Source organism: Streptococcus sp. 27098_8_109 (genome assembly GCF_041432295.1).
Classification (GTDB): Bacteria; Bacillota; Bacilli; order Lactobacillales; family Streptococcaceae; genus Streptococcus.
On sequence record NZ_JAPVZJ010000005.1, the window covers coordinates 82,201 to 109,132 of the forward strand.

General features: G+C 39.4%; 31 protein-coding genes. 7 read left to right on the forward strand and 24 right to left on the reverse strand.

Going from position 1 to position 26,932, the window contains the following annotated elements:
• The 7 genes from O3664_RS03465 to O3664_RS03495 all read right to left on the reverse strand — a co-directional run bounded on the left by O3664_RS03465 (window position 1) and on the right by O3664_RS03495 (window position 7,335).
• Complete coding sequence (locus tag O3664_RS03465; protein ID WP_004256491.1) at window positions 1–699, reverse strand: 3-oxoacyl-ACP reductase; 699 nt, start codon at window positions 697–699, stop codon at window positions 1–3.
• Window positions 692–928, reverse strand: a complete 237-nt coding sequence (locus O3664_RS03470) for a DUF2829 domain-containing protein (RefSeq protein ID WP_371613636.1) — start codon at window positions 926–928, stop codon at window positions 692–694. Before O3664_RS03470 ends, O3664_RS03465 begins: the two co-directional genes overlap by 8 nt.
• Window positions 929–1,027: 99 nt before the next feature.
• A complete protein-coding gene (locus O3664_RS03475) occupies window positions 1,028–1,954 on the reverse strand; it encodes an aldo/keto reductase family oxidoreductase (RefSeq protein ID WP_004256488.1) in 927 nt (308 codons plus the stop codon).
• A gap of 147 nt (window positions 1,955–2,101) precedes the next feature.
• On the reverse strand, window positions 2,102–4,099 hold the full coding sequence (metG, locus tag O3664_RS03480) for a methionine--tRNA ligase (protein ID WP_371613637.1): 1,998 nt from the start codon (window positions 4,097–4,099) through the stop codon (window positions 2,102–2,104).
• A gap of 123 nt (window positions 4,100–4,222) precedes the next feature.
• Window positions 4,223–5,482, reverse strand: a complete 1,260-nt coding sequence (locus O3664_RS03485; protein ID WP_001180409.1) for an ABC transporter permease — start codon at window positions 5,480–5,482, stop codon at window positions 4,223–4,225.
• 1 nt (window position 5,483) lies between these two features.
• Entirely contained in the window at window positions 5,484–6,185 is a 702-nt protein-coding gene (locus tag O3664_RS03490; RefSeq protein ID WP_371613638.1) for an ABC transporter ATP-binding protein, read from the reverse strand.
• Window positions 6,169–7,335 (reverse strand): efflux RND transporter periplasmic adaptor subunit, encoded by a 1,167-nt coding sequence (locus tag O3664_RS03495; RefSeq protein WP_371613641.1) that lies wholly within the window; start codon window positions 7,333–7,335, stop codon window positions 6,169–6,171. The genes O3664_RS03490 and O3664_RS03495 overlap by 17 nt, the downstream gene beginning before the upstream one ends.
• Window positions 7,336–7,626: 291 nt before the next feature.
• Between O3664_RS03495 and gor the strand changes: the two genes are divergently transcribed.
• Together gor and O3664_RS03505 are read left to right on the forward strand one after the other, a co-directional pair.
• Entirely contained in the window at window positions 7,627–8,973 is a 1,347-nt protein-coding gene (gor, locus tag O3664_RS03500; RefSeq protein ID WP_001209566.1) for a glutathione-disulfide reductase, read from the forward strand.
• 195 nt (window positions 8,974–9,168) lie between these two features.
• The gene (locus O3664_RS03505) at window positions 9,169–9,705 is read left to right on the forward strand and encodes a biotin transporter BioY (protein ID WP_000709040.1); all 537 of its coding nucleotides are present in this window, start codon (window positions 9,169–9,171) and stop codon (window positions 9,703–9,705) included.
• 53 nt (window positions 9,706–9,758) lie between these two features.
• Here the strand turns inward: O3664_RS03505 and O3664_RS03510 are convergent, their stop codons facing one another.
• Window positions 9,759–9,974 (reverse strand): YdbC family protein, encoded by a 216-nt coding sequence (locus tag O3664_RS03510; protein WP_000807422.1) that lies wholly within the window; start codon window positions 9,972–9,974, stop codon window positions 9,759–9,761.
• 98 nt (window positions 9,975–10,072) lie between these two features.
• Between O3664_RS03510 and O3664_RS03515 the strand changes: the two genes are divergently transcribed.
• On the forward strand, window positions 10,073–10,393 hold the full coding sequence (locus O3664_RS03515; protein WP_023943050.1) for a hypothetical protein: 321 nt from the start codon (window positions 10,073–10,075) through the stop codon (window positions 10,391–10,393).
• A gap of 30 nt (window positions 10,394–10,423) precedes the next feature.
• On the opposite strand, the gene O3664_RS03520 is transcribed toward O3664_RS03515, so the two are convergent.
• The 7 genes from O3664_RS03520 to rpsP form a co-directional block, all read right to left on the reverse strand.
• Window positions 10,424–10,762, reverse strand: coding sequence for an ATP cone domain-containing protein (locus tag O3664_RS03520; protein WP_001196040.1), 339 nt, complete (start codon window positions 10,760–10,762; stop codon window positions 10,424–10,426).
• Window positions 10,763–10,773: 11 nt separating this feature from the next.
• A complete protein-coding gene (gene trmD, locus O3664_RS03525) occupies window positions 10,774–11,493 on the reverse strand; it encodes a tRNA (guanosine(37)-N1)-methyltransferase TrmD (RefSeq protein WP_000686933.1) in 720 nt (239 codons plus the stop codon).
• The gene (gene rimM / locus O3664_RS03530) at window positions 11,483–12,001 is read right to left on the reverse strand and encodes a ribosome maturation factor RimM (protein ID WP_084888453.1); all 519 of its coding nucleotides are present in this window, start codon (window positions 11,999–12,001) and stop codon (window positions 11,483–11,485) included. The genes trmD and rimM overlap by 11 nt, the downstream gene beginning before the upstream one ends.
• A 30-nt stretch (window positions 12,002–12,031) precedes the next feature.
• Window positions 12,032–12,820, reverse strand: coding sequence for an alpha/beta fold hydrolase (locus tag O3664_RS03535; protein ID WP_024057003.1), 789 nt, complete (start codon window positions 12,818–12,820; stop codon window positions 12,032–12,034).
• A 107-nt stretch (window positions 12,821–12,927) separates the two neighbouring features.
• Window positions 12,928–13,479, reverse strand: a complete 552-nt coding sequence (locus O3664_RS03540) for a hypothetical protein (protein WP_004239319.1) — start codon at window positions 13,477–13,479, stop codon at window positions 12,928–12,930.
• 113 nt (window positions 13,480–13,592) lie between these two features.
• Entirely contained in the window at window positions 13,593–13,832 is a 240-nt protein-coding gene (gene kphA / locus O3664_RS03545) for an RNA-binding protein KphA (RefSeq protein WP_000379617.1), read from the reverse strand.
• A gap of 19 nt (window positions 13,833–13,851) precedes the next feature.
• Window positions 13,852–14,124 (reverse strand): 30S ribosomal protein S16, encoded by a 273-nt coding sequence (rpsP, locus tag O3664_RS03550; protein WP_000268760.1) that lies wholly within the window; start codon window positions 14,122–14,124, stop codon window positions 13,852–13,854.
• A gap of 695 nt (window positions 14,125–14,819) precedes the next feature.
• On the opposite strand from rpsP, the gene O3664_RS03555 reads away from it, so the two are divergent.
• The 3 genes from O3664_RS03555 to O3664_RS03565 all read left to right on the forward strand — a co-directional run bounded on the left by O3664_RS03555 (window position 14,820) and on the right by O3664_RS03565 (window position 16,752).
• Window positions 14,820–15,416: a DUF3796 domain-containing protein gene (locus O3664_RS03555; protein ID WP_371613639.1), complete on the forward strand. Its 597-nt coding sequence runs from the start codon at window positions 14,820–14,822 to the stop codon at window positions 15,414–15,416.
• Window positions 15,417–15,418: 2 nt separating this feature from the next.
• Window positions 15,419–15,643, forward strand: a complete 225-nt coding sequence (locus O3664_RS03560; protein WP_023946407.1) for a helix-turn-helix transcriptional regulator — start codon at window positions 15,419–15,421, stop codon at window positions 15,641–15,643.
• Window positions 15,644–15,948: 305 nt separating this feature from the next.
• On the forward strand, window positions 15,949–16,752 hold the full coding sequence (locus O3664_RS03565; RefSeq protein WP_023946405.1) for a peptidylprolyl isomerase: 804 nt from the start codon (window positions 15,949–15,951) through the stop codon (window positions 16,750–16,752).
• 55 nt (window positions 16,753–16,807) lie between these two features.
• Here the strand turns inward: O3664_RS03565 and O3664_RS03570 are convergent, their stop codons facing one another.
• From O3664_RS03570 to O3664_RS03600, 7 genes are all read right to left on the reverse strand, one after another.
• Entirely contained in the window at window positions 16,808–18,349 is a 1,542-nt protein-coding gene (locus tag O3664_RS03570) for an ABC-F family ATP-binding cassette domain-containing protein (protein ID WP_049499635.1), read from the reverse strand.
• 1 nt (window position 18,350) lies between these two features.
• Window positions 18,351–18,833 carry a VanZ family protein gene (locus tag O3664_RS03575; RefSeq protein WP_049499637.1) on the reverse strand — a complete coding sequence of 161 codons (483 nt, stop codon included), beginning with the start codon at window positions 18,831–18,833 and terminating at the stop codon, window positions 18,351–18,353.
• Complete coding sequence (rlmN, locus tag O3664_RS03580; RefSeq protein ID WP_000804762.1) at window positions 18,833–19,918, reverse strand: 23S rRNA (adenine(2503)-C(2))-methyltransferase RlmN; 1,086 nt, start codon at window positions 19,916–19,918, stop codon at window positions 18,833–18,835. Before rlmN ends, O3664_RS03575 begins: the two co-directional genes overlap by 1 nt.
• A 20-nt stretch (window positions 19,919–19,938) precedes the next feature.
• On the reverse strand, window positions 19,939–20,469 hold the full coding sequence (locus tag O3664_RS03585) for a YutD family protein (protein WP_020903213.1): 531 nt from the start codon (window positions 20,467–20,469) through the stop codon (window positions 19,939–19,941).
• 161 nt (window positions 20,470–20,630) lie between these two features.
• The gene (gene sodA / locus O3664_RS03590) at window positions 20,631–21,236 is read right to left on the reverse strand and encodes a superoxide dismutase SodA (protein WP_020903212.1); all 606 of its coding nucleotides are present in this window, start codon (window positions 21,234–21,236) and stop codon (window positions 20,631–20,633) included.
• Window positions 21,237–21,381: 145 nt separating this feature from the next.
• Window positions 21,382–22,419 carry a DNA polymerase III subunit delta gene (gene holA, locus O3664_RS03595; RefSeq protein ID WP_371613640.1) on the reverse strand — a complete coding sequence of 346 codons (1,038 nt, stop codon included), beginning with the start codon at window positions 22,417–22,419 and terminating at the stop codon, window positions 21,382–21,384.
• Between the two features lie 32 nt (window positions 22,420–22,451).
• Window positions 22,452–23,387, reverse strand: a complete 936-nt coding sequence (locus tag O3664_RS03600) for a dihydroorotate oxidase (protein WP_020903210.1) — start codon at window positions 23,385–23,387, stop codon at window positions 22,452–22,454.
• Between the two features lie 228 nt (window positions 23,388–23,615).
• Between O3664_RS03600 and gdhA the strand changes: the two genes are divergently transcribed.
• The gene (gene gdhA / locus O3664_RS03605; protein ID WP_000199543.1) at window positions 23,616–24,962 is read left to right on the forward strand and encodes an NADP-specific glutamate dehydrogenase; all 1,347 of its coding nucleotides are present in this window, start codon (window positions 23,616–23,618) and stop codon (window positions 24,960–24,962) included.
• Between the two features lie 94 nt (window positions 24,963–25,056).
• On the opposite strand, the gene O3664_RS03610 is transcribed toward gdhA, so the two are convergent.
• Window positions 25,057–25,701, reverse strand: a complete 645-nt coding sequence (locus O3664_RS03610) for a TetR/AcrR family transcriptional regulator (RefSeq protein WP_020903209.1) — start codon at window positions 25,699–25,701, stop codon at window positions 25,057–25,059.
• A gap of 16 nt (window positions 25,702–25,717) precedes the next feature.
• Entirely contained in the window at window positions 25,718–26,722 is a 1,005-nt protein-coding gene (locus tag O3664_RS03615; RefSeq protein WP_020903208.1) for an NADP-dependent oxidoreductase, read from the reverse strand.
• Window positions 26,723–26,932: the final 210 nt, after the last annotated feature.

Below are 26,932 nucleotides of genomic sequence, written 5' to 3' on the forward strand. Positions count from 1 at the left end.
CTACTTCAAAGACCATCCGCCATCTATTGTCAGAATTTGTCCTTGCATGGCACTCGCTTTCCCACTTGCTAAGAAAAGGCTAATCTCTGCTATTTCCTCTGGCTCAATCCAGCGCTTGATTGGTGTTTCACTAGCCACCCAGTCCGCTAAACCACCTGGCTCAAAATCCGCAGCAGTCATAGCTGTCTTGACTGCTCCTGGAGCGATACCAAAGATCTGAATCCCAGCTCCAGCATAGTCTAGAGCCAACTGCTTGGTAAATCCTGCCAAAGCATGCTTAGATGAAGTATAGGCGTGACCACCACCTCCTGCTAGACTCGAAGCGATAGAGCACATGTTGATAATAATCCCTTTTTTATTCTCCAACATTTGAGTCAAATAATACCGAGTCAACTCAACTGGAGTCACGTAGTTAATTTCAAAAATCTCTTGAATTTCCTGCGCTGTTTGTTCCAAAAGTGGTTTATAATCATCCAAAACTCCAGCAGTATTGCACAAAACATCCACCTGAGGACACCAGTCAAAAATAGGCTCCAAGTCCAAGGTCAAATCTCTCTGTAAAAAGTGGAAATCACCCTCTAAGAGTGGATTTTCACCTTGGTCAACTCCATAAACTTGATAGTCCTTCTCTAAAAAAAGTCGAGCCTGAGCCAGGCCGATCCCTGAACTCACTCCCGTAATCAATACACGTCTAGTCATGCACTTCTACCCAATCCGTCGCCAAAACATCACAAGGTGTCGGACTCCACATGGAAAAACCTTCTCCCTCCCCAGAAACGTTGATTAGGAAATAAGGTGTCACTTCAAATGCAACCCCATTTTGCTCGATGGTGTCAAAAAGTTGGACATAGTTTTCAGCACCTCCCCAACCAGTACGTACATATTTTTTCTTAGCCTTTAATCCAGGCAGGATCTCTTCAAATGTCATGTTTTTCTCCTTTAATATCAATAATTCTCCCCTTCATTATAACAAAAAAACCGCTTTAAAACGGCTTTTTGACTGTGATTTATTTACATCTGCTTCTACTTACGGCAAATTATTCCCTGCTGCAAGATAAATTTCATACCATTCTTTTCTTGTTAAGCTAAAGTTTGCCGCTTGGCTAACTTCTCTCAAGTGATTAGGATTTGTGGTACCTACGACTGCCTGCATTTTTGCTGGATAACGCAATATCCAAGAAATGGCAATAGTTGAAGAGGTTACTCCATATTTAATAGCTAAACGATCAAGTACTTGATTTAAAGCTTGAAATTTCTCATTTCCAACAAAATTCCCTTTAAAATACCCAAATTGTAAGACAGACCATGCTTGAATGACCACATCGTGTAATTTGCAATATTCAAAAATGCTGCCATCTCGCATAGCTGCTTGACTATCTTCCATATTAACATGAAAACCTGATTCGAATCCTGGTGTAAAAGCCGCACTCAATTGTAGCTGATTAACAGCTAACGGCTGCTTGACATCTTTTTTAAGCAACTCCATCATCATAGGATTTTGATTAGAAACTCCAAAATTTCGAACCTTACCTTGTTTATAAAGGAGATCAAAGGCTTCTGCTACTTGGTCAGATTCCATCAAAGCATCTGGTCGATGAAGGAGCAAGCTATCTAGATGATCTATCTTCAATCTTTGCAAAATTCCGTCAACTGATTTTATAATATAGTCCTTAGAAAAATCAAAATAGGTAAATTCTTCAATGCGAATTCCACATTTTGACTGAATCCACATCTCTTCTCTTAAATCTTGACGATTTTTTAGGACAAGACCTAACAGTTCTTCACAACGACCACGACCATAAATATCAGCCAAGTCAAAAGCATTGATTCCAACAGACAGTGCTGTTTCTACAAGCTCTTCAACTTCTTTTACAGACTTATCTTCTATTCTCATCATTCCGAGAACAATTTCTGATAATTCTTTGTCACCTTGACCAAGAGTTATGTATCTCATCAAATTTTTCTCCTTTGATTCTACATTCTTCAATTAATTATAACAAAAAACCGCTTTGCAACGGCTTTTTGACTATATTTCACTCCATGTTATCTTCTTAAACCCATGAAACAAGACAAAGATTCAAATATTATAGAGCCTCTATTTTTACCCAATCACACTTCCGTTTGGTACAGCTGGATCAACTGTGAGAAGGGTTAATTGTCCATCATGTTCAGCTGATAGGATCATACCTTGGCTGACATATTTTTTCATCATTTTACGTGGTTTGAGATTGGCAACGATTTGAACTTTCTTGCCGACCAATTCTTGTTCGTTTGGATAGTATTTTGCAATTCCTGAGAGGATTTGACGATCTTCTCCATCACCAGCATCCAGACGGAATTGAAGTAACTTATCAGAGCCTTCTACTTTGGAAACTTCTTTGACTTCTGCGACACGGATTTCGACCTTATCAAAGTCTTCAAACTTGATTTCATCCTTGTTGAGTTTGAGTTCAACTTCATCTGGATTCCATTCTTTTTCGACGGCTGGTTTATTGCCTTCCATTTGTTCCTTGATATAGGCAATCTCTTCTTCCATGTCCAGACGTGGGAAGATTGGTGTTCCTTTGGCAACAACAGTCACACCTGCAGGGAAATCTGCCAAACTCAAGTTCTCAAGGCTCGCTACTTCTTCCAATCCAAGTTGAGTCAAGACTGCACGACTGGTTTCCATCATAAACGGCTCAATCAAGTGAGCTACAACACGCAGGCTGGCTGCCAAGTGGCTCATGACACTTGCCAATTGATCGCGTAGCGCTTCATCCTTAGCCAAGACCCATGGAGCTGTCTCGTCGATGTATTTATTAGTACGAGAGATAAGAGTCCATACTACTTCTAGGGCACGTGGGTAGTCAACTGCTTCCATGTGTGTATGGTAGTCAGCGATTGATTCAACAGCTACTTGAGCAAGAGCATTGTCAAATTTTGTCACACCTTCCACATAGGCTGGAATTTGCCCATCAAAGTACTTGTTAATCATAGAAACCGTACGGTTGAGGAGGTTTCCAAGGTCATTGGCCAATTCGTAGTTGATACGGCCTACATAGTCTTCTGGAGTGAAGGTTCCGTCTGAACCAACTGGAAGGCTACGCATGAGGTAGTAGCGAAGTGGATCCAGTCCATAGCGCTCTACCAACATTTCAGGGTAAACAACATTTCCTTTAGACTTAGACATTTTGCCGTCTTTCATGACAAACCACCCATGGGCAATCAAACGATCTGGCAATTTGATATCCAACATCATAAGAAGGATTGGCCAATAAATTGAGTGGAAACGAAGGATGTCTTTTCCTACCATGTGGAAGACTGTTCCATTCCAGAATTTGTCAAAGTTACCATGTTCATCTTGACCGTATCCAAGCGCTGTCGCATAGTTAAGAAGGGCATCAATCCAAACATAGACAACGTGTTTTGGATTAGATGGCACTGGCACACCCCATGTAAAGGTTGTACGAGAAACCGCCAAATCCTCCAAACCTGGCTCGATAAAGTTACGAAGCATTTCATTGAGACGACCATCTGGAGTGATAAATTCAGGATGAGCTTTGAAAAATTCTACTAGACGGTCTTGGTACTTGCTAAGACGAAGGAAATAAGACTCTTCAGATACCCATTCCACTTCGTGACCTGATGGAGCGATACCACCAGTCACATTTCCAGCTTCGTCACGGAAAACTTCTGCAAGCTGGCTTTCTGTAAAGAATTCCTCATCTGAAACTGAATACCAACCAGAATATTCACCCAAATAGATGTCATCTTGAGCCAGCAAGCGTTCAAAGACTTGTGCGACAACTTTTTCATGGTAGTCATCAGTTGTACGGATAAATTTATCGTATGAGATATCTAGTAATTGCCAGAGTTCTTTGACTCCAACTGCCATCCCATCAACATAAGCTTGAGGTGTAATGCCAGCTTCTTCTGCTTTCTGCTGGATTTTCTGACCGTGCTCATCAAGACCTGTCAGATAAAAGACATCGTAACCCATCAGGCGTTTGTATCGGGCTAGGACATCACAGGCGATGGTTGTGTAGGCAGAACCAATATGAAGTTTACCAGATGGATAGTAAATCGGTGTTGTAATATAAAAATTCTTTTCAGACATAATTTTTCCTTTCCAGGCAAATGAAACCTGTTTTTCTAACACTTCATTATATCACATTTTTAAGGATTTTCGATAGGGAAATCTATATAAAAACAAGATAGACGAGTGTCCATCTTGTTTATTCTATTCATAACGAAGGGCTTCGATTGGATCAAGTTTCGATGCCTTGTTGGCTGGCAAGACTCCAAAAATCATACCAACACTAGCCGAAACTGCAAGACTAAATAGGGCAACTGGGATTGATACTCCCACTTCTATACCCGCTATCAATCCTTGCAAAAGTAGACCAGCTATAGCTGTTAAGCCTGTCGCAATGGTTAGACCAATAACTCCACCAAGCAAGGTCAAAATCATGGATTCAATCAAAAACTGGATTAAAATATTGGCACGTGTCGCACCCAAAGCCTTACGAAGACCAATCTCACGAGTACGCTCTGTCACAGAAACCAGCATGATGTTCATAACACCAGTCCCCCCAACAAAAAGGGAAATTCCTGCAATGGCACTAATAATCGTAGTTATAAAGCCGAACAATTGTTGTACTTCTTGGAAGGCTGCAGTCGCATCTGACACCTGATACTCCCCTTGCTGAAGACCAGCAATCTCGGTCAATTTTCTAGCTAATTCTGGTCCCACAGTTGGTGTCAAACTGGTATCATTAACCCGGAAGACAATATCAGAAATCTCATCCATATTGAAGTTGTTGGCAAGAGAAATATTAGTCGTAATTGGAAGTCCACCAATACCAAAAGTCTTGGCAGTCTTAGCCTCATCGCTGGTATAGACACCAATGACACGATAGCTAAAGCCACCAACATCTATAACCTGATTAACAGCTTCTTGAGCAGATCCAAACAGGCTATTAGCAAGTTCTTGGTCTAGTAAAATGACACTGGCCACATCTTTATAATCCTGAGCTATGAGACTTCTTCCTGCAACAATTTCATTTTCAACTGCCTTCATGTAGGTAATATTCCCACCTGTCAAGCTAGCGCGCTCCACTTTTTTATCTTTATAAGACAGGGTGGTATTTGTTGAGTTGGTTACATAGTAACTGTCCACCCCTTTGAGTTTAGCCGCCTCCCTGACCCAGGATTCTTGTGGTTTTGGTGGCTCAACAGGAACCTCCTCTTCTTTCCCAGAAACTGTCAATGCTGATTGCTTTTGGGTAAAAGAACCATCTTTGCTTTTGATAGGCGAGAAAAAGACATGGATATTCTTCTGTGACTTGGTCATATTTTTATTGACCTGACGAGACATAGAATCTCCCAGAGCCATAATCACAACAACCGATGACACACCAATGATAATCCCTATCATAGTAAGAAAAGAGCGCATCTTGTGGGCCATGATAGATGAAAAGGCAAATTTCAGATTCTGCATCTTAGTTTTCCTCCTTTTCTAACTGAGCACTATCAGATGAAATAACTCCATCTCGAATGACAATCTGGCGTTTAGCATAAGCAGCGATTTCAGGCTCATGCGTTACCATGATAATGGTTTTTCCTTCATTATTCAGTTCAACTAATAATTGCATGATTTGGTTACCTGTTTTGGTATCCAAGGCTCCTGTCGGTTCGTCCGCTAGGATAATAGAAGGATTGTTTACCAAGGCACGCGCGATAGCTACACGTTGCTTTTGACCACCAGATAATTCCGAAGGCAAATGATGACTACGTTCTGTCAATTCAACCTTGTCTAAATACTCCTCAGCTAACTTGCGACGTTTTGAAGCCGAAACTCCCGCGTAAATCAAGGGCAATTCTACGTTTTGCAGAGCGTTAAGTTTAGATAGAAGAAAAAACTGCTGAAAGACAAATCCGATTTGTTGGTTACGGACCTTGGCTAGTTGTTTTTCACCTAGTCCCGCCACTTCTTGGCCTTCAAGATAATACTCTCCACTGGTTGGTGTATCCAACATCCCAATCGTATTCATTAGAGTGGACTTACCAGACCCAGAGGGTCCCATGATGGCAACAAACTCACCCTCATTCACTTCTAGGTTGATATTTTTGAGAACCTCCAGTTCTTGGTCACCATTACGGTAACTTCTGCAGATATTTTTTAGACTAATTAGTTTCTTCATCAGCCTTCACCTCTTTTCCTTCCTCTAGAGAAGACGTTGGGTTACTGATGACCTTGACTCCATTTGTCAGACCTGAAGTGATTTCTTGGTTGTCTGCATCAGCATTGCCCAAACCAACTTCCACTTTCTTAGCCTTTTTCTGCTCGTCAAGCACCCAGACATAGTTCTTATCATTTTCAGTCACAACACTTGTTAGAGGAACCAAAATGGCTTTACTCTTATTCTTGACCTCAACGCTTACTGAAAATCCTTGTTTCAAATCACCAATTTCACTCGTAACATCAATGGTATATGGATATTTAGAGCCAGAATTACCAGCTGCTGCTGCAGCCGCTGCACTTGCTGCTTCGCCATTATTTTTAGGGTAGTCAGAGATATAGCTAATCTTACCTGTCCAGCTCTTATCTTGGTAAACTTTAGAAGTAAAGGTTACTTCTTGACCGACAGATAAGTTAGCAAGGTTATATTCAGATAGTTCACCCTTAACTTGCAAGTTTTCATTGCTTACGACATGAACTACCACTTGGCTTGCTCCTGTTGGAGATTTGGAAACGTTACGATTGACTTCGACCACAGTTCCCTCTAGGGTACTGAGAACCGTCATTGCATCCAACTGACTTTGAGCCTTGCTTAATTGTGCCGCTGCATCTGCACGGGCATCACGGGCATCACCCAATTGAGCATCAATAGAGGATACTGAATTTCCTGCGACTGGAGCTGGAGTTTGTGCCGGAGCTGAAGCGGCTTCATTCCGTGCTTGATTGAGTTCATTGATATGACGATCTGCCTTCGCAACTGCTCGACTAGCTGAATCATAGGCCGCCTGGGCTTCTGAACTACTGTACTTGACTAAAGCCTGCCCTTCACTAACCTTATCCCCCACAGAAACAAGGATTTCATCTAAATCTCCCTTACTAGCATCAAAATAAACATATTGTTCATTTTTTGCCGTTACTGTCCCTGATAATAAAACAGAGGATGCCACGGTTCCTTCTTTAGCAACAACAAGATGAGTTGGCTCATCTTTTACAGCAGTTTGAGAAGGTTGTCTAAAGAGCAAAATGCCCCCTGCCCCCAATACAACAACACTTGCAGCACCAATTGCTGCATACAATTGCCACTTTTTAGCTTTACGATTCTTTTTCATAATGAAACTCCTTTTTGATTTAAAGTACTTAACAATATTATACAAAAATTACAAAATATAAACAATAACAGTTCAGAACGAAATAATGACATTTCAGGATTCACTTATTGTTCGGAATTTATTTTTATTATCATTGTACTAGTTATATAATACACTTTATTTTTTCTTTTTGCAAGCCTTTTCTTTAATTTTTTTTGAACGTAGCAGATTTTTGCAATCAAATCAAAAAAAAGATAGAATATGACTATCAAAAAATGACACTCTACTATTTAAAAGAGTATAAAGGAGTTTTAAATGAGAGAATACGATATCATTGCTATCGGTGGTGGTAGCGGAGGAATTGCTACCATGAATCGTGCTGGTGAACACGGAGCCAAAGCGGCCGTTATTGAGGAAAAGAAATTAGGTGGAACCTGTGTCAATGTCGGCTGCGTTCCTAAAAAAATTATGTGGTACGGGGCGCAAATCGCTGAGACTTTCCATCAATTTGGAGAAGACTACGGCTTTAAGACTACTGATCTTAACTTTGACTTTGCAACCCTACGTCGTAATCGTGAAGCCTACATTGATCGCGCACGTTCTTCTTATGATGGCAGTTTTAAACGCAACGGTGTAGACTTGATTGAAGGTCATGCTGAATTTGTAGATTCTCACACTATCAGCGTAAATGGTGAGCTGATTCGTGCTAAACATATCGTGATTGCTACTGGTGCCCATCCAAGTATTCCAGACGTTCCTGGTGCTGAACTAGGTGGCTCTTCTGATGATGTATTTGCTTGGGAAGAATTGCCAGAATCAGTTGCTATTCTAGGCGCTGGTTATATCGCTGTGGAATTGGCTGGCGTACTCCACACTTTTGGTGTCAAGACAGACCTCTTTGTTCGTCGTGATCGTCCTTTACGTGGTTTTGATTCTTACATCGTTGAAGGTCTAGTCAAGGAAATGGAAAGAACAAACTTACCACTTCACACTCACAAAGTCCCTGTCAAGTTAGAAAAAACTACTGATGGCATTACCATTCATTTCGAAGATGGTACTAGTCACACAGCTAGCCAAGTTATCTGGGCTACTGGTCGCCGTCCAAACGTTAAGAGCTTGCAACTTGAAAAAGCTGGAGTAACTCTGAACGAACGTGGCTTTATCCAAGTGGATGAATACCAAAATACTGTTGTTGAGGGAATCTATGCTCTAGGTGATGTAACGGGCGAGAAAGAACTGACTCCAGTAGCTATCAAGGCTGGGCGTACCCTATCTGAACGTCTCTTTAACGGAAAAACAACTGCAAAAATGGACTACTCAACTATTCCAACTGTCGTCTTTTCACACCCTGCTATCGGAACGGTTGGTTTGACAGAAGAGCAAGCTATTAAAGAATACGGTCAAGACCAAATCAAGGTTTACAAATCAAGCTTTACGTCTATGTACTCTGCTTGCACTGACAACCGTCAAGAAACACGTTTCAAATTGATCACAGCAGGTTCAGAAGAAAAAGTTGTCGGACTTCATGGAATTGGCTATGGTGTTGATGAAATGATTCAAGGATTTGCTGTTGCTATCAAAATGGGAGCAACCAAGGCAGACTTTGATGCAACTGTGGCGATTCACCCAACTGCATCCGAAGAATTTGTAACTATGCGTTAATCGAAGCAAAAGAAGCTGATACAAATGTGTCTGCTTCTTTTTTGATGTTTTAGAATCAACAAAACAATTACCCACCTTAACCAGTAAGCAAGATCGGCCGTTACAGTTTTTGTTACCTTGTTTTAAAAAATTGGTTGACAATAATTACTCTACGAGTATAATAGTTACTATACATCAGAAAAGAGGTTAACTATTTTGAAAAAAGCTCACGTTTATGCTATCCCTGCTATTGGGGCTGCTCTCATTGCTGTTTTGGCACAAATCAGTCTTCCAATTGGACCTGTTCCCTTCACTCTGCAAAACTTTGCAATCGGCTTGATTGCTACTGTCTTTAGACCGAGAGAGGCTGTACTTTCTGTTGGACTCTATCTTCTTCTAGGTGCTATCGGTCTTCCTGTCTTTGCAGGAGGTGGAGCTGGTTTTCAGGCTTTAGTTGGCCCTACTGCAGGCTATCTTTGGTTTTATCTCGTTTACTCTGGACTTACTTCCTCTCTAACCAACAGCAAGAGCGAGATTGTCAATATATTTCTTGCAAACCTCTTGGGTGATGCCCTTGTCTTTGTCGGCGGGATTCTCAGCTTGCATTTTCTAGCTGGAATGGCATTTGAAAAAGCTCTTGTTGTGGGAGTTCTTCCCTTTATCATTCCAGATCTTGGTAAAATTATTGCTATTAGTTTTATTAGCCGTCCATTACTTCAACGCCTTAAAAATCAGGCTTACTTTGCTAACTAAAAAAGGATATCGAGTTATCATGACTCAGTATCCTTTTCTTTTATTTTGAAAATTTAGTTTCCTTTAAAGGCATCCACCATGGTTTGAAATTCTTCATTGGAGAGAGTAATCCCTTTGCCCATTTTAGTATGGTCTGGACTCCAAGCACGAATATCAAACTTTGCAGGGGCACCATTAAAGCTTACACGGTTGATTTCCTTAGTCCAACCTTTTTCGTTTTCAGAAAGAGTCAACAAGTGCTCTTCGATTTCAAATGTAAATTCTGCCATTTTCTTCTCCTTTTTTAGCTTTCATTAGTTTATTCGTAAAATCTTGTAGATTTTAGGAAAATTTTATATAATATTGATATAAAAGAAGGGAGGCCACTATGAGACATAAATTCCAGCAAGTTCTAGATAAAATACATGACTTTTTAAATGGACATGAAGAACCAGACCATACTGAAAGCAACTCCCTTACAGCCACTATTGAAGAGGCTATCCAGAAACAAACTGCTGTTCACCTTATCTTGTCTGAGACAAGTTTTACAGGTGACATCATCAAATACGATCAGCAACGCCAGCAAATTATCGTGAAAAATTTTGCTAAAAATGTGACCCGTATTATCCGCATAAGCGATATTCAACGCCTACGATTTGTCCCTTCAACTGTCCAAACAGCCCAAAAAAATAGATTTAAGAAAGAGTGAGATGTAGTTGCTTCATCCCACTCTTTTTTCTTAGCGAATTTGTTCAAAATGTAAATGAACCGCGATATGATCTCCATAACCACTTCTTTCCAAGTCACGTTGTAGACGATAGGAAATGTAGTGTTCTGCTATGGTAATGTAACCTGCACCCAGTAAACGATGTTCAACCATAGACTGAATCATGCTGATGGTAGCACGTTCCACCTTGGCCTCTTCCAAATCCAAAACCACTTTCTTAGTGACTTGTGCAAGGTTTTGACGCAAATCATCTGTCAATACATAGACAGTCTGGGCTGCCTTTAAGATAGCTTGGTAAATCTTATCTGGATTAAATTCAGCAATTTCACCATCACGTTTGATTACTTGCATAGGTATCTCCTTTATTCTTTGTTTTCTTTAATTTCTGCCAGCATTTTTTCTTCTTCTGCTGTCAGTTGATAATGTTCAAGCAAATCTGGTCTGCGCTCGTAGGTTTTCTTTAAACTCTCGTACAAGCGCCACTGACGGATTTTTTCATGGTGTCCACTCATCAGTACATCTGGGACAACCATGCCTCGGTAATCATAGGGACGTGTATACTGAGGATATTCAAGAAGGCCAGAAGAAAAACTATCATCTTGGTGGCTGGACTCCTTACCAATCACTTCTGGAATCAGGCGTACCGTAGCATCAATCATGGTCATGGCCGCCAACTCTCCACCAGTCAAGACATAGTCGCCCAGGGAGATCTCATCTGTCACCAAGGTCTTAATGCGCTCATCATAACCCTCATAGTGCCCACAGATAAAGATTAGCTCTTCCTCTTGTGCTAAATCCTCAGCATAAGCTTGATCAAACTGCTTTCCAGCAGGATCGAGGAGAATGACGCGCGGATTTTTCTTTTCAATAGCATCAAAGGCATCGAAAATGGGTTGGGCTCGGAGCAACATCCCCTGACCGCCTCCGTAAGGCTCATCGTCGACATGGCGGGCCTTTTCAGCGTATTCTCGAAAATTATGATACTGGATATCCAAGAGCCCCTTTTCTCTAGCCTTTCCGACGATTGAGTGCTCTAGCGGAGAAAACATCTCTGGAAAAAGGGTTAAAATATCAATCTTCATCGTCTAACCCTTCTAAGATTTCCACATCGACGCGGTTATTTGGAATATCAACATTGAGAACCACTGGTGGGATATAAGGTAATAACAAATCACGCTTGCCTTTTCGCTTGACCACCCAGACATCGTTGGCACCTGGTTGTAGGATTTCTTTGATGGTTCCAATCAAGTTATCACCCTCATAGACTTCCAAACCGATAATCTCGTGATAATAAAATTCACCATCGTCTAGAGCATTTAAATCTTCCTCAGCAACCTTGAGACTGTATCCCTTGTATTTTTCAATAGCATTAATATGGTACATATCTTTGAATTTAATAATGTCAAAGTTCTTCTGTTTACGGTGGCTAGCGATGGTCACTGTTTGAACAAACTGATCTTTTTCATCAAACAAGGCTAGCTCAGTACCTTTTTTAAACCGTTCTTCTGCAAAATCTGTCACAGACAAGACTCGCATCTCACCCTGCAACCCCTGCGTATTGACGATTTTCCCAACATTAAAGTAGTTCATCTTGTCTCCTGTAGTCTATTTCTTTCCATCTTATTCGGATAATTCTCGAATAATAGTCACAATTTTTTCTGATTCTGACCATTGTAAATAATGGTGATTCCCTCCTAAAATGAGTTTAGTATTGGAAGTCCAATATTCTGATTCTCTGTACTCTTTTTCCCTATAAGCCTGACAAAAAATAAATACAGGGACATGAGATTCTATCGACAAATTCTCAAAATCTTCCTCAGTAATCTCTCCAGATATCTGAAATTCTGAATCTTGATTTTGCAACTCTGAACCTTTTTCTTGCATTATTTCCCAGATTTCTTTATTGATTTCAGGGCTAAATGTGGCTTGAGTTAAGCTCTTAAAATAAAGTTCAGGACCACACTCCTCAATCAGCATCATCTGCTCTTCCATTTCTGGATAAGGATTTTCTGAAAAATCAGCAAACATGACTTTTTTAGTTGTCGGTTCAATTGCTACTAAAGCCTGACACTTAATTGGTTTCTTGAGCAACTTGCAAGCTAAAATTCCACTCAAACTATGTGCACAAAGTATATATTCAGAAATCGCCAATTCTTCAAGTACTTCATAAACCGCATCTGCAAGATTATCCAGATTTTTTCCAGCTTGGTCATGAATCGGACTTCTACCTGTGTTTGGAAAATCAATTGTCAAATAACCAATTGTGGGAGGAAGTTTTTCGAGTATAAGTGAAAAATTTTCATAACTTGGTAGCAAACCTGCGCCACTTAAACAAACTAGCATTTTCTTTTGCTTTTGATAAGTAACAGAGAGACTACCAATTTCTGTAGATACTTCAATCCTCTTCATAAAGAAATCCACTCGTTCTATATAATGAATTATTAAAAATCCTTATCCTTTATTTTAACACGTTCCAAGGATTTTCTCAAGTTGGAGGAAGATACATAGAGGGGTCGCTATAGTCCAAAAAGTGCTAATAGTTTCCTCTTTAATGTTAATTTATATTTGAAAGATGAGATATTCACATTCCCATTATACATATTACTATAAAATGTATACTCGCCAATTTCACCCTGACTTGTTTTCCATTTCATTCTTAAACTAGGCATATTCTCTGGTAAATTTGTATGAATCAATAAGCATGTATAATTCTTTAAATTTTTAACTGTATGCAGTTTATCATTATCAACTAAACGATTACTTTTTGAATCATAGATTAAAGAATAAAATTCTATAATTTCAATATCAACTTCCTTTGGATAAAAAATCAAATGGTTATAATGTTTATCATTTTCATCATGTTTAAACTCATATATATGATGAAATCTCGTATGTAAGGAATCAAATTCGATTGGTTTAATTACCTGAATTTCGATATTATTGATATAGGCCTTATTCTGAAAACTAATTTTTAAAATTACACCTATAAAAGTCGAAATCTGTAAAATTCGCAATAACCAATCAATGTACATTGCCCAATCTATGTTTAAAATACAATCAATGTTCATTCTTTTCCAGTCCCCCTTCAAAAATCCTTCCAAATCCCGATTATGCTGTTACTTGATGGATGCTATTTTACACTTCTCCACACAAAAAAAGCGAGACATCCGTCCCGCCCTTCTTATTTTTCGTCAATAACGATTCTTACTTTTTTGTCTTCAGTTGGGACAGAGTAGACAATCGTTCTTATCGCAGAAATAGTGCGACCCTTACGACCGATTACACGACCCACATCGCTTTGATCAAGATCCAAATGATATTCCAAAAACTCTGGTGTATCTTCAATCTTGATAGTTAAGGCATCTGGTTGTGAAATCAAGGGTTTCACAATCGCAATAATGAGATTTTCAATCGTATCCATCTGTCAACCTACTTTAAACTTATTTTGAGAATTTAGAATCGTGGAATTTTTTCAATACGCCTTCTTTTGAAAGGATGTTGCGAACTGTATCTGAAGGTTGAGCTCCATCAGCCAACCATGCAAGAACGCGGTCTTCTTTCAAAGTTACTTGGTTTTCAGCAACAAGTGGGTTGTAAGTTCCAACTGTTTCGATGAAACGTCCGTCACGTGGTGAACGTGAATCTGCTACGTTGATACGGTAGAAAGGTTTTTTCTTAGAACCCATACGAGTCAAACGGATTTTAACTGCCATTTTTAAAGTCTCTTTTCTTATTTTTTATTTCGGTGAAATAGCTGAGCTATTTAGCACATGTTCTATTATAACAGATTTCTGATAGGTGTCAAGAAAAAAACTTGACAGACTATAAAATTTTTAAACCATTTAGAAATTTGTTATATTTTTAAAGAAAAATCAGAAAGAGAATGTCATAAATACTATTTTAGAAACATTTTATAAAGACCATCAAGTCAAGCCCTTCATATCGCCTGAACGAGATTTGGATACTTGGCTCCTAAATCCCAAGCCTGCTCCCAAGCGAAATATCAAGGATTTTAAGAATGATATCTACTAATTAATTTATAAAATATGAATTAATAGATTATAAATAGGGGAATAGTTTAGTTCTGTAAAAATTAACTTCTACACCTATAAAGCTTATTCTGACAGACTTTATAACAGTCTAAGAAAAAAGTAGAGATTCATACAGTATCTAGATTTTCCAAAAATTCTTTATCATCAAATATTATTAACAAAACTATCCAAACCAAATCCGATGCATTGCTTCAAAGAATTCTTTAATTGTTTGACTATCAAGGGCTTTTATTAAAAAATTTTTTCAAATAATTGCCACCTTGGCACATAAATTCTTGCTTTCTAAATTTAAATGTGATATATTTATAACATAAATTTAAGTGTTATATATTTATAACACAAAAAAGGAGTATATCATGAAAAAAATTCAAAAAATGCGTGGCCTCATTTCAATGATTGCCGTAGCTCTCTTTATTGATTTTACTGTTTTATTTGGTTCTAATCTTAGTTGGGGACCCAAATTAGTTATTGCTGGTATTTCAGTGTTAGGTCAGATTGTAGCTATTTGGGGCTGGCTACATATGAAATCATGGCCTCATAAGAGTCAGAAAAGTAAGGTAAAGACTATTTTTGACTTGTCTGCTAAACTTTACACGATACTTTTTTTTGCAGCAAGTATTTTTTATACAGTAGGGATTTGGGTTGCGACCCCAAGCGTGAGTTCTGGTATTAAAGAATGGATTTTGGGAATTGGCCTCGTTATTGAAATGATTGGATTTGGTTTTTTCTCTTTAAAAAATGTCAAGGAAACTCCGGACGAACGCTTTTATGCTAATTTAGCCAAGGCAGCTAGCTTGATGTTTGTTTTTATACTAGGCGCACTGATGATTCTAGCAGTTATCATTGGGTATATGGGATCTCTCACTCTTTACATTGGACAGATATTTATTAGCATAGCTGTCTTGATTTGCATCTTTGCGGTTGTCTATCTTATCTTGGAACGTAGAGGATAAACATGGCCAAAGAAAGCAATATTATTACTAATCTCAAATCTGTTCGTGAGTCCACAGGCATGACTCAGCAGGAGTTAGCCGATCTCATCGGCATGCGACGCGAGACAATTCTGCACTTGGAAAATAACCGTTACAACCCTTCGCTGGAAATGGCTCTTAAAATTGCTCAAGTTTTTAATCTGAAAGTAGAAGACCTCTTTGAACTCAGACATAAAGAGGAAGCATAATTCTTTTCGAGACCTAGTATTAAGTTCATTGACTAATTAGGAATTGAAGCCAAAAGAAAAAATCCTTTGAAAATGTGCTCTTTTAAAATATAGTAATTCTTTCTAATTGACGTTTACTAATTGTGATACTTTACGAGCTTTCTTAAGATCTGATTCCCTAAATACTTTGAATACACTTATGGCATTGATGCTCCTAAGCAAGCGACTTTCTGGTTGGCTTCCTCTTAAACTGTCTTGTCACTAACATTTGAAATCCACTTCCTTTTAGGGTACAATGGTAGAAATAAATTTTTGAGAGGAATAGAATGAAAAAACTAGCAACCCTTCTTTTACTGTCCACCGTAGCTCTAGCTGGATGTAGCAGCATCCAACGCAGTCTGCGTGGTGATGACTATGTTGATTCCAGTCTTGCTGCTGAAGAAAGTTCCAAAGCAGCTGCCCAATCTGCTAAGGAGTTAAACGATGCTTTAACAAACGAAAACGCCAATTTCCCGCAACTATCTAAAGAAGTTGCTGAAGACGAGGCTGAAGTGATTCTACACACAAGTCAAGGAGATATCCGTATCAAACTATTCCCTAAACTCGCTCCTCTAGCGGTTGAAAACTTCCTCACTCACGCCAAAGAAGGCTACTATAACGGCATTACCTTCCACCGTGTCATCGATGGCTTCATGGTTCAAACTGGAGATCCAAAAGGGGACGGTACAGGTGGTCAGTCCATCTGGCATGACAAGGATAAGACTAAAGACAAGGGAACTGGTTTCAAAAACGAGATTACTCCTTATCTCTATAACATCCGTGGTGCTCTTTCTATGGCTAATACTGGTCAACCAAACACCAATGGTAGCCAGTTCTTCATCAACCAAAACTCTACAGATACCTCTGCTAAACTCCCTACAAGCAAGTATCCAAAGAAAATTATCGAAGCCTATAAAGAAGGGGGAAACCCTAGTCTAGATGGCAAACACCCAGTCTTTGGTCAAGTGATTGACGGTATGGATGTTGTAGATAAAATTGCTAAAGCCGAAAAAGATGAAAAAGACAAGCCAACTACTGCTATCACAATCGATAGCATCGAAGTGGTGAAAGATTACAATTTTAAATCTTAAAAACCAAAAAAATACAGTATCCACATTCGGTACTGTATTTCTTTTACTCTCATTCTTAAGTTAAATTATTAAAATCCCAGATTTGGTCCATCCAACCTTCATAAAAGTCTGGTTCGTGACAGACCATAAGGATAGATCCTTTGTATTCTTTAAGAGCGCGTTTGAGTTCATCCTTGGCATCCACATCCAAGTGGTTGGTCGGCTCGTCCAGCACTAAAACATTGTTTTCACGATTCATCAAGAGACAGAAACGAACCTTGGCTTGTTCCCCACCTGACAAGACCTGAATTTGGCTTTCAATATGCTTGGTTGTCAAACCACAACGGGCAAGGGCTGCACGAACTTCTGCTTGGTTGAGTGCAGGAAAGGCATTCCAGACAGCTTCAAGTGGTGTTTGACGATTGCCACCTTCTACTTCCTGTTCAAAGTAACCAAGTTCTAGGTAATCACCTCGTTCAACTTCCCCAGCAATTGGCGGAATAATCCCCAAGAGACTCTTCAAGAGAGTTGTTTTCCCGATACCATTAGCACCGATAATGGCAACCTTTTGATTGCGCTCAAAGGTAAGATTTAAAGGCTTAGTCAGAGGACGGTCGTAACCAATCTGCAAATCCTTGGCTTGGAAGATAAAGCGCCCTGGCGTACGAGCTGATTTAAAATCAAAGGATGGTTTTGGTTTCTCACTTTGGAGTTCGATAATATCCATCTTATCCAATTTCTTCTGACGAGACATGGCCATGTTTCGTGTTGCAACACGCGCTTTGTTCCGAGCAACAAAGTCCTTGAGGTCGGCAATCTCTTTCTGCTGACGTTCGTAGGCCGCCTCCAGCTGGGATTTCTTCATGGCATAGACTTCTTGGAACTGGTAGTAGTCACCAGAGTAACGCGTCAGCTGTTGATTTTCCACATGATAGACAATATTAATCACATCGTTCAGGAATGGGATATCATGTGAAATAAGGACAAATGCATTCTCATAGTTCTGGAGATAGCGCTTGAGCCAGTCAATATGCTCAGCATCCAAGTAGTTGGTCGGCTCGTCCAAAAGCAATATATCTGGCTTTTCAAGGAGAAGCTTAGCCAAAAGCACCTTGGTTCTTTGCCCACCTGACAAAGAAGTTACATCCGTATCCATTCCAAAGTCCATGACACCAAGGGCACGCGCCACTTCGTCAATCTTAGCATCCAAGGTATAGAAATCACGACTCTCCAAACGGTCTTGAAGTTCTCCAACTTCTTCCATAAGTGCATCAACATCCGCTCCGTCTTCAGCCATTTCCATATAAAGGTCATTGATTCGGACTTCTGCTTTAAACAGCTCATCAAAAGCTGTACGGAGCACATCACGCACCGACTGCCCTTCAGCAAGGACAGAGTGCTGGTCCAAATAACCAGCAGTCACATATTTAGACCATTCGACTTTCCCTTCATCTGGCAACATCTTACCAGTTACAATGCTCATAAAGGTTGATTTTCCTTCACCATTAGCACCGACCAGACCGATATGTTCTCCCTTGAGGAGACGGAAGGATACATCTTCAAAAATTGCACGGTCACCAAAACCGTGACTCAGATTTTTAACTTCTAAAATACTCATTTTAATTCCTTATCTTGTTTTTATGTAGTTGTTTATAGAGGAGCCAAGCCAGATAGCCACCCAAGGTATTGGTCCACAAATCATCAATCTCAAAGACGCGATTGAAATCAAAGAAAAGGTCCAAGACTAACTGCGTACACTCGATTCCAAGACTCACTAGAAAACTGAAAAGAAGAACTCTTTTTGTTTTCCTTAAGTTTGGAAAGAGATAAAGGAGTTGGAAGACCAGAGGAAAAAGCAAGAAGACATTGAGGATATTTTGTAAAAAAATCCAATATAATTGTCCCATATCACTCACTTCACCCAGTTTCCAGAAAGAATTGAAAGGAGTCAAAAGAAAAACCAGGCGTCCAAGATGCTGAATACCTGGAGTTTCCACTCCCACGGGAGAATGTTCTTGAGGAGTAAAACAAAAGTAGACGATACAAATGCTATAGAAAATAACTCCCCAGACTAAAATATGATTATGAGTTTTCTTCATCATTACGGATTGACTGCTGCGACTGCTTTCTGGCGGTCACGTTTCATTGTATTAGAACGCAATTGTCCACAAGCTGCATCAATATCAGTACCATGCTCTTGACGAACAACACAGTTAACCCCTTTTTTCTTAAGAGTATCATAGAAGGCCATGACGCGCTCTTTGGGACTACGGCTATATTGGTCATGCTCACTAACTGGGTTATAAGGAATCAAGTTTACATAAGACAATTTCTTGATGTTCTTGAGCAATTCAGCCAATTCCAAGGCTTGTTCTACACCATCGTTAACTTCATTAAGCATGATATACTCAAAAGTCACACGACGATTAGTTGTCTCAATGTAGTACTCAATAGCAGCAAAGAGTTTTTCAATCGGAAAGGCACGGTTAATCTTCATGATGCTTGAGCGCAATTCATTATTGGGTGCGTGAAGGGAAACGGCAAGATTGACCTGAACTCCTTCATTAGCAAAATCACGAATTTTATGGGCCAAACCTGAGGTTGAAACCGTAATGTGACGAGCACCGATGGCCATTCCTTTATCATCATTGATAGTACGAACAAAATTCAAGACATTATTGTAGTTATCAAAGGGCTCACCAATTCCCATGACAACAATATGGCTGACGCGTTCATCCTGACCACGTTCATCAAAGTATTTCTGAACCAGCATGATTTGCGCTACGATTTCACCGTTATTGAGGTCACGTTGTTTCTTAATCAAACCAGAGGCACAGAAGGTACAACCGATATTACATCCGACCTGAGTGGTCACACAGACTGACAGCCCGTAGTGTTGACGCATCAGTACTGTCTCAATCAACATACCATCAGGCAACTCAAAGAGATATTTGACAGTCCCATCAGCAGACTCTTGAACAATACGTTGTTTCAAGGGATTGACCACAAACTGGTCATTAAGCTTCGCAATCAAATCCTTAGAAAGGTTGGTCATTTCTTCAAATGACTGGACACGTTTACGGTAAAGCCATTCCCAGATTTGGTCTGCACGGAATTTCTTTTCTCCCTGCTCCAAAACCCATTCCTGCATGGTTTGACGTGTTAAACTATAAATTGACGGTTTCATTTCTTCTCCTTATTCTCTACTCACTTCTGACGAATGACAAAATGACGTTGCCCCTTGTCCTCTTTCTGAGAATGCTGGTCTTTCTGACGACGTCTATTTTTCTTATCTGCATTCGGTTTTCGTTTGGTTTGAGTCGGCTTCTTTCCTTTTCTAGAAGGCAGTTCTTCTTCCTTCTTACGCATTTTCTTGTCAAATGATGCTCGCTTAGGGGCTTCATTTTCTAAGACAAAATAGGCACAACCATAACTACAATACTCTAAAAGGTAGTCTTGTAAACGACTGATTTTTTCAAGTTTTTCTTCTGTTCGGTCATCCTTATAAAAACCTCGTAGGCGAAGCTGTTCGTTGCTCCAGTCTCCCACGATATAATCAAACTTTGTTAAGACTTCTGAAAAACGCTGATTAAAAGCCGTCACATCGAAGGCATCCTTGATATTTTCCACCAAGGAAAAAGCTATCCCTTCCGTTTCTACCTTGTCCCCGTGTAAATGGAACTCAGGACCAGGAAACTTGTTATAGTTGTATAATTCAGGTGCAATTTCTTTTCGCATAGATATCCTTTTTCCACGATTACTTAATACTTTATTCTACCATAATTTCTAGCACTTAGCACGTTTCTCATAAAAATGAAAAAAGTCTGACGATTTTGTCAGACCAAAATAATATAACCTTAAAAAGAGAAGAACAATTCTTCCCTCCATATATCATATCATTATTTAGCAGCTGCGTACAATTCATCTACTTTGTTCCAGTTGATCACTGAGAAGAAAGCTTTGATGTAGTCAGGACGTACGTTGCGGTATTTCACGTAGTAAGCATGTTCCCAAACGTCCAAGCCCAAGATTGGTTTTTTACCTTCTGAGATTGGTGTGTCTTGGTTTGCTGTTGAAGTCACTTCAAGTTTACCCTCTTTGTTAACAACCAACCATGCCCATCCAGAACCGAAACGAGTTGTTGCTGCTGCAGTGAAGGCTGCTTGGAAGTCTTCAAATGAACCAAATGTTGCATCGATTGCTGCTGCAAGTTCTGCTGATGGAGCTGTTTTTTCAGGAGTCATCAATTCCCAGAAAAGAGCGTGGTTCAAGTGTCCGCCACCGTTGTTGATAAGTGCTTGACGGATATCAGCTGGAATAGATTCTACATCAGCAAGCAAGGCTTCAAGGTCTTCACCGATTTCAGGGTGTTTTTCTAGAGCTGCATTGGCATTGTTGACATAAGTTTGATGGTGTTTGTCATGGTGCAAGTGCATTGTTTCCGCATCGATGTATGGTTCCAAAGCGTCGTATGCATATGGAAGATCTGGTAAGATAATAGCCATCTGTAATACCTCTTTTTCTTTCTATATGAAAATGATAACGCAAACATTCACTTTTTTCAAGTTTTTTGCTTATAGATAAGGAAATCAGCAAGAAACCCACGACAAGATAATCCTGACGCGGGTTAAAAAAATTTTTCAGATAGGATTAATTTACCTGACTAGCAATCTGCAAGAGTGCCTTTTCAAAAAGGAAACTCTTTTCATAAAGACCTGTCTTAATCTGATAGTCTGTCTCAATCAAATAAGAAATAGCTTGCTTCAAAAAGCTCAAGGAAAGTCCTCTTGAATCCCTCAACGCAAACTTGATTTGATAGGGATTAGGATTACGTCCGAGAAAACTTCCTAAACTACTTGCAATCTGAGATTCTGCTTGTCCAGACTCCGCCAAAATCTTCACCTGAGTAAAAGTCCGAAATTGTCCTAACATGACAGCTATGAGCTTAACTTCATCTTCACCTTGCAAGGTCAAATCTCTAACCAAATCTCGCGCCTGGTCCATCTTTTTAGTCAGAATAAACTGAGTTAAATCAAAAATATTGTCCTGCAAGGTCTTGGGAATTGCGTTAACAATATCCTCTTCCTCGATAACAGAGTCTTCTTTATAGGACTGTAAAAAGAGGAGATTTTTCTGGATTTCGCTAAATTGAAAACCCGACTTAATGAGGAGATTTTCAAAAGAATGATTGGTAAACTGCAGACCTTCTTTCTGACTCCACTTTTGGAAATACTGGCGCAATTCTTGTTCTTTGGCTTCTACTGCATCAAAGACCTTGGCATCACGCTTAAGTAATTTAACCAACCGTCTTTTGCTATCCAGCTTTCCTTCCGCAAAGATTAACAACTTGGTTGTTGGTGAAGGATTATCAAGGTATTCCTCAAATGACTTGAGCTCATCATCTGTCAAAAAGCGCTTTTTAGCAGTCGTGATATCGACAAAATGATCCAATATTACGATTTTCTCATCCGCAAAGAAAGGAAGGCTGACCAACTCCAGTTCTACATCCTTATAAACCACTTCTTTCATATCAAAGTAGGCAAAGTTGAGGTCTGCAGAATCATAACCAATCTGTTTCAACACTTGACTCTTCATCACTTCAAACTGACCCTGATCTGTCCCTGTAAAAAGGCTCAGGCTCGGTAAATTTGATAAAGTCAACTTCTGACTTTCTTCGATAGCTAGCATCTTCTCTCCTTTCTTCTGATTTTTTAATGAATTTAATCGATATAGCGCAATTTCCCACGGAAATCTTCTAGGCTCTCGTACCCTTTTTCCGCCATGATTTCTTTCAGTTCATTAGTAATGCGTTCAAAAGCACCAACTCCCTCTTTGTAAAGGGTGGTTCCCACCTGCACCATACTTGCTCCACAGAGGATATGTTCAAAGGCATCACGACCAGTCAACACGCCACCTGTTCCGATGATTTGGATTTGAGGATTGAGGCGTTGATAGAAGGCATGAACATTAGCTAGAGCAGTCGGTTTGATATACTCACCACCAATGCCACCGAAACCATTTTTAGGACGAATAACGACAGACTCATCTTCTATATAAAGGCCGTTTCCGATAGAGTTGACACAGTTGACAAACTTAAGAGGATACTTGTTGAAAATAGCTGCCGCTTGGTCAAAGTGAACAATATCAAAATATGGTGGCAATTTAATTCCAAGAGGTTTGGTGAAGTAGGCAAATACTTCTGCCAAAATCCGGTCTGTTGTCTCAAAATCATAGGCAATCTGAGGTTTACCTGGAACATTTGGACAGGAGAGGTTTAGCTCAGTCAGACCACGAAACTCACTCTCTTGGACTTTTTTCAATATAGTATGGGTTTCCTCTGGAGACATACCAACTAGAGATAAGAAGAAAGTTCGGTTTGGCTCTTTTTCTTGCAAATCCAAAAGATAATCCAAATAATAGTCTAAGCCATTATTTGGCAAGCCCATAGAGTTGATAGAACCAAGTGGAACATCTTGATAGCGTGGCTCAGGATTCCCCTGACGAAAGTCCAAGGTTGCTGTCTTAGTCACAAAAGTTCCTGCCACTGAGTTTTTAACGCCCTCTAACTCTGCTATCGTCATACAAGCCACACCTGCTGCATTCATCAAACAATTGTCAAACTCAAAACCAGCAATTTGCGTTTTCGTTGATACCATGATTCTGATCCTCCAGATTCCTTTTATTGCTAATATTATACCATATTTTCAGATTTTCTCTTTAAGAAAGGCATTTATAAGAAAAACGTTCGTTTTTTATCTACTTTCAAAAAATCTCAAAAACTAAATTGAAAGAATTTTTAGAAAATTTCTGTTTTTTTCTTTACAGTAAAAAAAAATTCTGCTATAATGACTCACATAATTAAATTAGAATTTAAGGAGAACGATATGACATCTGCTAAAGAATATATCCAAAGCGTGTTTGAAACTGTAAAAGCTCGTAACGGGCACGAGGCTGAGTTCCTTCAAGCTGTTGAAGAATTTTTCAACACTTTGGAACCTGTATTTGAAAAACACCCTGAGTATATCGAAGAAAATATCTTGGCACGTATTACTGAGCCTGAGCGCGTGATTTCTTTCCGTGTTCCTTGGGTTGACCGTGATGGAAAAGTTCAAGTAAACCGCGGCTACCGTGTTCAATTCAACTCAGCTGTTGGACCATACAAAGGCGGACTTCGTTTCCACCCAACTGTAAACCAAGGGATTTTGAAATTTCTCGGATTTGAACAAATCTTTAAAAACGTCTTGACTGGACTTCCTATCGGTGGAGGTAAAGGTGGATCAGACTTCGATCCTAAAGGTAAAACAGATGCTGAAGTGATGCGCTTCTGCCAAAGCTTCATGACTGAATTGCAAAAATACATCGGCCCATCACTTGACGTACCTGCTGGTGATATCGGTGTTGGTGGACGTGAAATTGGTTACCTTTACGGTCAATACAAACGCCTTAACCAATTTGATGCTGGTGTCTTGACTGGTAAACCTCTTGGATTTGGTGGTAGCTTGATTCGTCCAGAAGCAACTGGTTACGGTTTGGTTTACTATACTGAAGAAATGCTTAAAGCTAACGGTAACAGCTTTGCTGGTAAGAAAGTTGTTATTTCAGGTTCTGGTAACGTTGCTCAATACGCTCTTCAAAAAGCGACTGAACTTGGTGCAACTGTTATCTCTGTATCTGACTCAAATGGTTATGTCATCGATGAAAATGGTATCGACTTCGATCTTTTGGTTGACGTTAAAGAAAAACGTCGCGCTCGTTTGACTGAGTATGCAGCTGAGAAAGCAACTGCTACTTATCATGAAGGTTCTGTATGGACTTACGCTGGAAACTATGACATCGCTCTTCCATGTGCGACTCAAAACGAAATCAACGGTGAAGCAGCTAAACGTTTGGTTGCTCAAGGCGTTATCTGTGTATCTGAAGGTGCCAACATGCCAAGCGACCTTGATGCCATCAAAGTCTACAAAGAAAATGGTATCTTCTACGGACCTGCCAAAGCTGCCAACGCTGGTGGTGTAGCCGTTTCAGCTCTTGAAATGAGCCAAAATAGCCTTCGCCTCTCATGGACTCGTGAAGAAGTTGATGGACGTCTCAAAGACATCATGACAAACATCTTCAATACAGCTAAAACAACTTCAGAAACATACGGTCTTGATAAAGACTACCTTGCAGGAGCTAACATTGCTGCCTTTGAAAATGTAGCAAACGCTATGATTGCACAAGGTATTGTTTAAGATTCATTTGCTTAATCCTCAATCGCTACGATTGGGGATTTTTATGTTGAATCCAAAAAAACTCACCATTAACAGTGAGTTTTAACATCAGAATTTATTTTACTTTCATTAGGGCAGATGACAAACATTCAACAATCTCATCAACTGCTTCATCTATGTTTATAGTTTCTTCATCATTCAACATCATGGGAATAAGATAAGAAAAACTCAATGCTAAAATGTATCGAACAATTCTTTCATTTGACCAATTTAGAATAAGTCCTTTTTCTTTAAATTGATTTAAAACAGGGCTAATTGGTTCTATTATAGATTGAACAATAATATTTCCTAACTGGATAGAAAGATTTTTATCAATAAAAGAACGCCCCAAGAGAATTTTAACATGCATTTGATTCTCCTGAATGAAAAAGAGCCTATCTCGAACAATACTTTTTAAAAAGAAGGGAAAATTTTCTTGATCTACTGTGAATTTTTTTTCTGAGAAATCCGCAATTACTTCTGGAATAACCTGTTCTAGAAAAGTAGATAAAATGACTTCTAAAATACCTTCCTTTGTTTTAAAGTAACTAAAAACAGTTCCTTCTGACACTCCAGCGCGTTCGGCAATAAGGCTGGACGTTGTATTCTCAAATCCAATTTCTGAGAATAATTTTAAGCTTGATAATAATACTCGACGTTGTTTCAAGCTCAAGTTGCTAACTTCTAACGTCTGAGCATACTTTTGTTCTAAACTTTCCATCGCTAGCACCTCTCTTCTACTCTCTTACTTTTACGACTTTTTTGCCTCGACTGTGTCCCATTTTCAGACTACGATAGGCTTCTCTAACTGACTTTAGAGAAAAGTCATACACTTGATCAATTTTCAGCTGAATCTTCCCGTCTGAGACCATTTCAGCTAAAGTGCTAAAATCATCATATGTGGAATGTCTCGGACCAGTAAACTGAGCACCTTTTATCATAACATAGGGTGAAGGTACTAATGTCCCAATAGCTGTCCCCTTCAAGCCTAAACTAAAAGCCAATCTAACATAATCAGATCCATAACAATCCAAAAATTTTGTAATAGGCGTTGGACTAGCTGATAGAAGAGCCTTCTTGATATTCTCTTCGTAACTTACTGGTATAGCACCTAAAGACTTCAGATACTCTGCATTTTTCTTACTTGCTATTCCAATCACTGTCGCCCCCTTAGCAACTGCATACTGTACTGCAATACTTCCAATACCTCCTGCTGCAGCTGAAATAACAACAGTATCTCTTGAATTTAAACCGATTCTTCTAAAAGCCCCACCCACAGTTAGAGCAGCTACTCCCATAGTAGCTGCGTGAGTCATGTCGATCATCTCTGGTTTCAATACAATTTCTGATTCATTGACACAAATTTCTGTTGCTAAAGCTCCCCTATTAGTTCCCAAACCAGGATCGCTAATCATTGTTCCAAACACCTTATCTCCTACTGAAAACCTAGTTACTTCATTTCCAACTTCTGTAATATCTCCAGAAAAATCTCTCCCCACACCTCTTGGAAATAAAGATGATTTAGATTCAAACCAACGACTTGGTTTCCTTAATTTCGTTATAAAAGATAGAAATCGAAGGGGTTTCGCTCCCTCAAAAGTTTTATAATCAATAGGATTTAAACCAACAGCATGAACTTCTACTCTCACCTGATTTACCTCCAAGGCTGTAGAGTCTATCTTCAGCAAATCCAAGACCTCTTCGTTACCGAAACGACTGTACTCTATTGCTTCAACAACCATTTTCTTTACTCCTTAATTTCACAAAAATTGAGTGAACACTCATTTTTATAAATTATACTCTTAATTTGTAAGAAAATCAATATTATCGTTTGATAACGATTTATGACATGATACAAATATCTATCATTTCGATTTACCAATATGATTCTTTCAATCTAACTCTCCTCACTTTTAAAGATTCCTTTCCCTTTTTTGCCCCATGTAATAAAA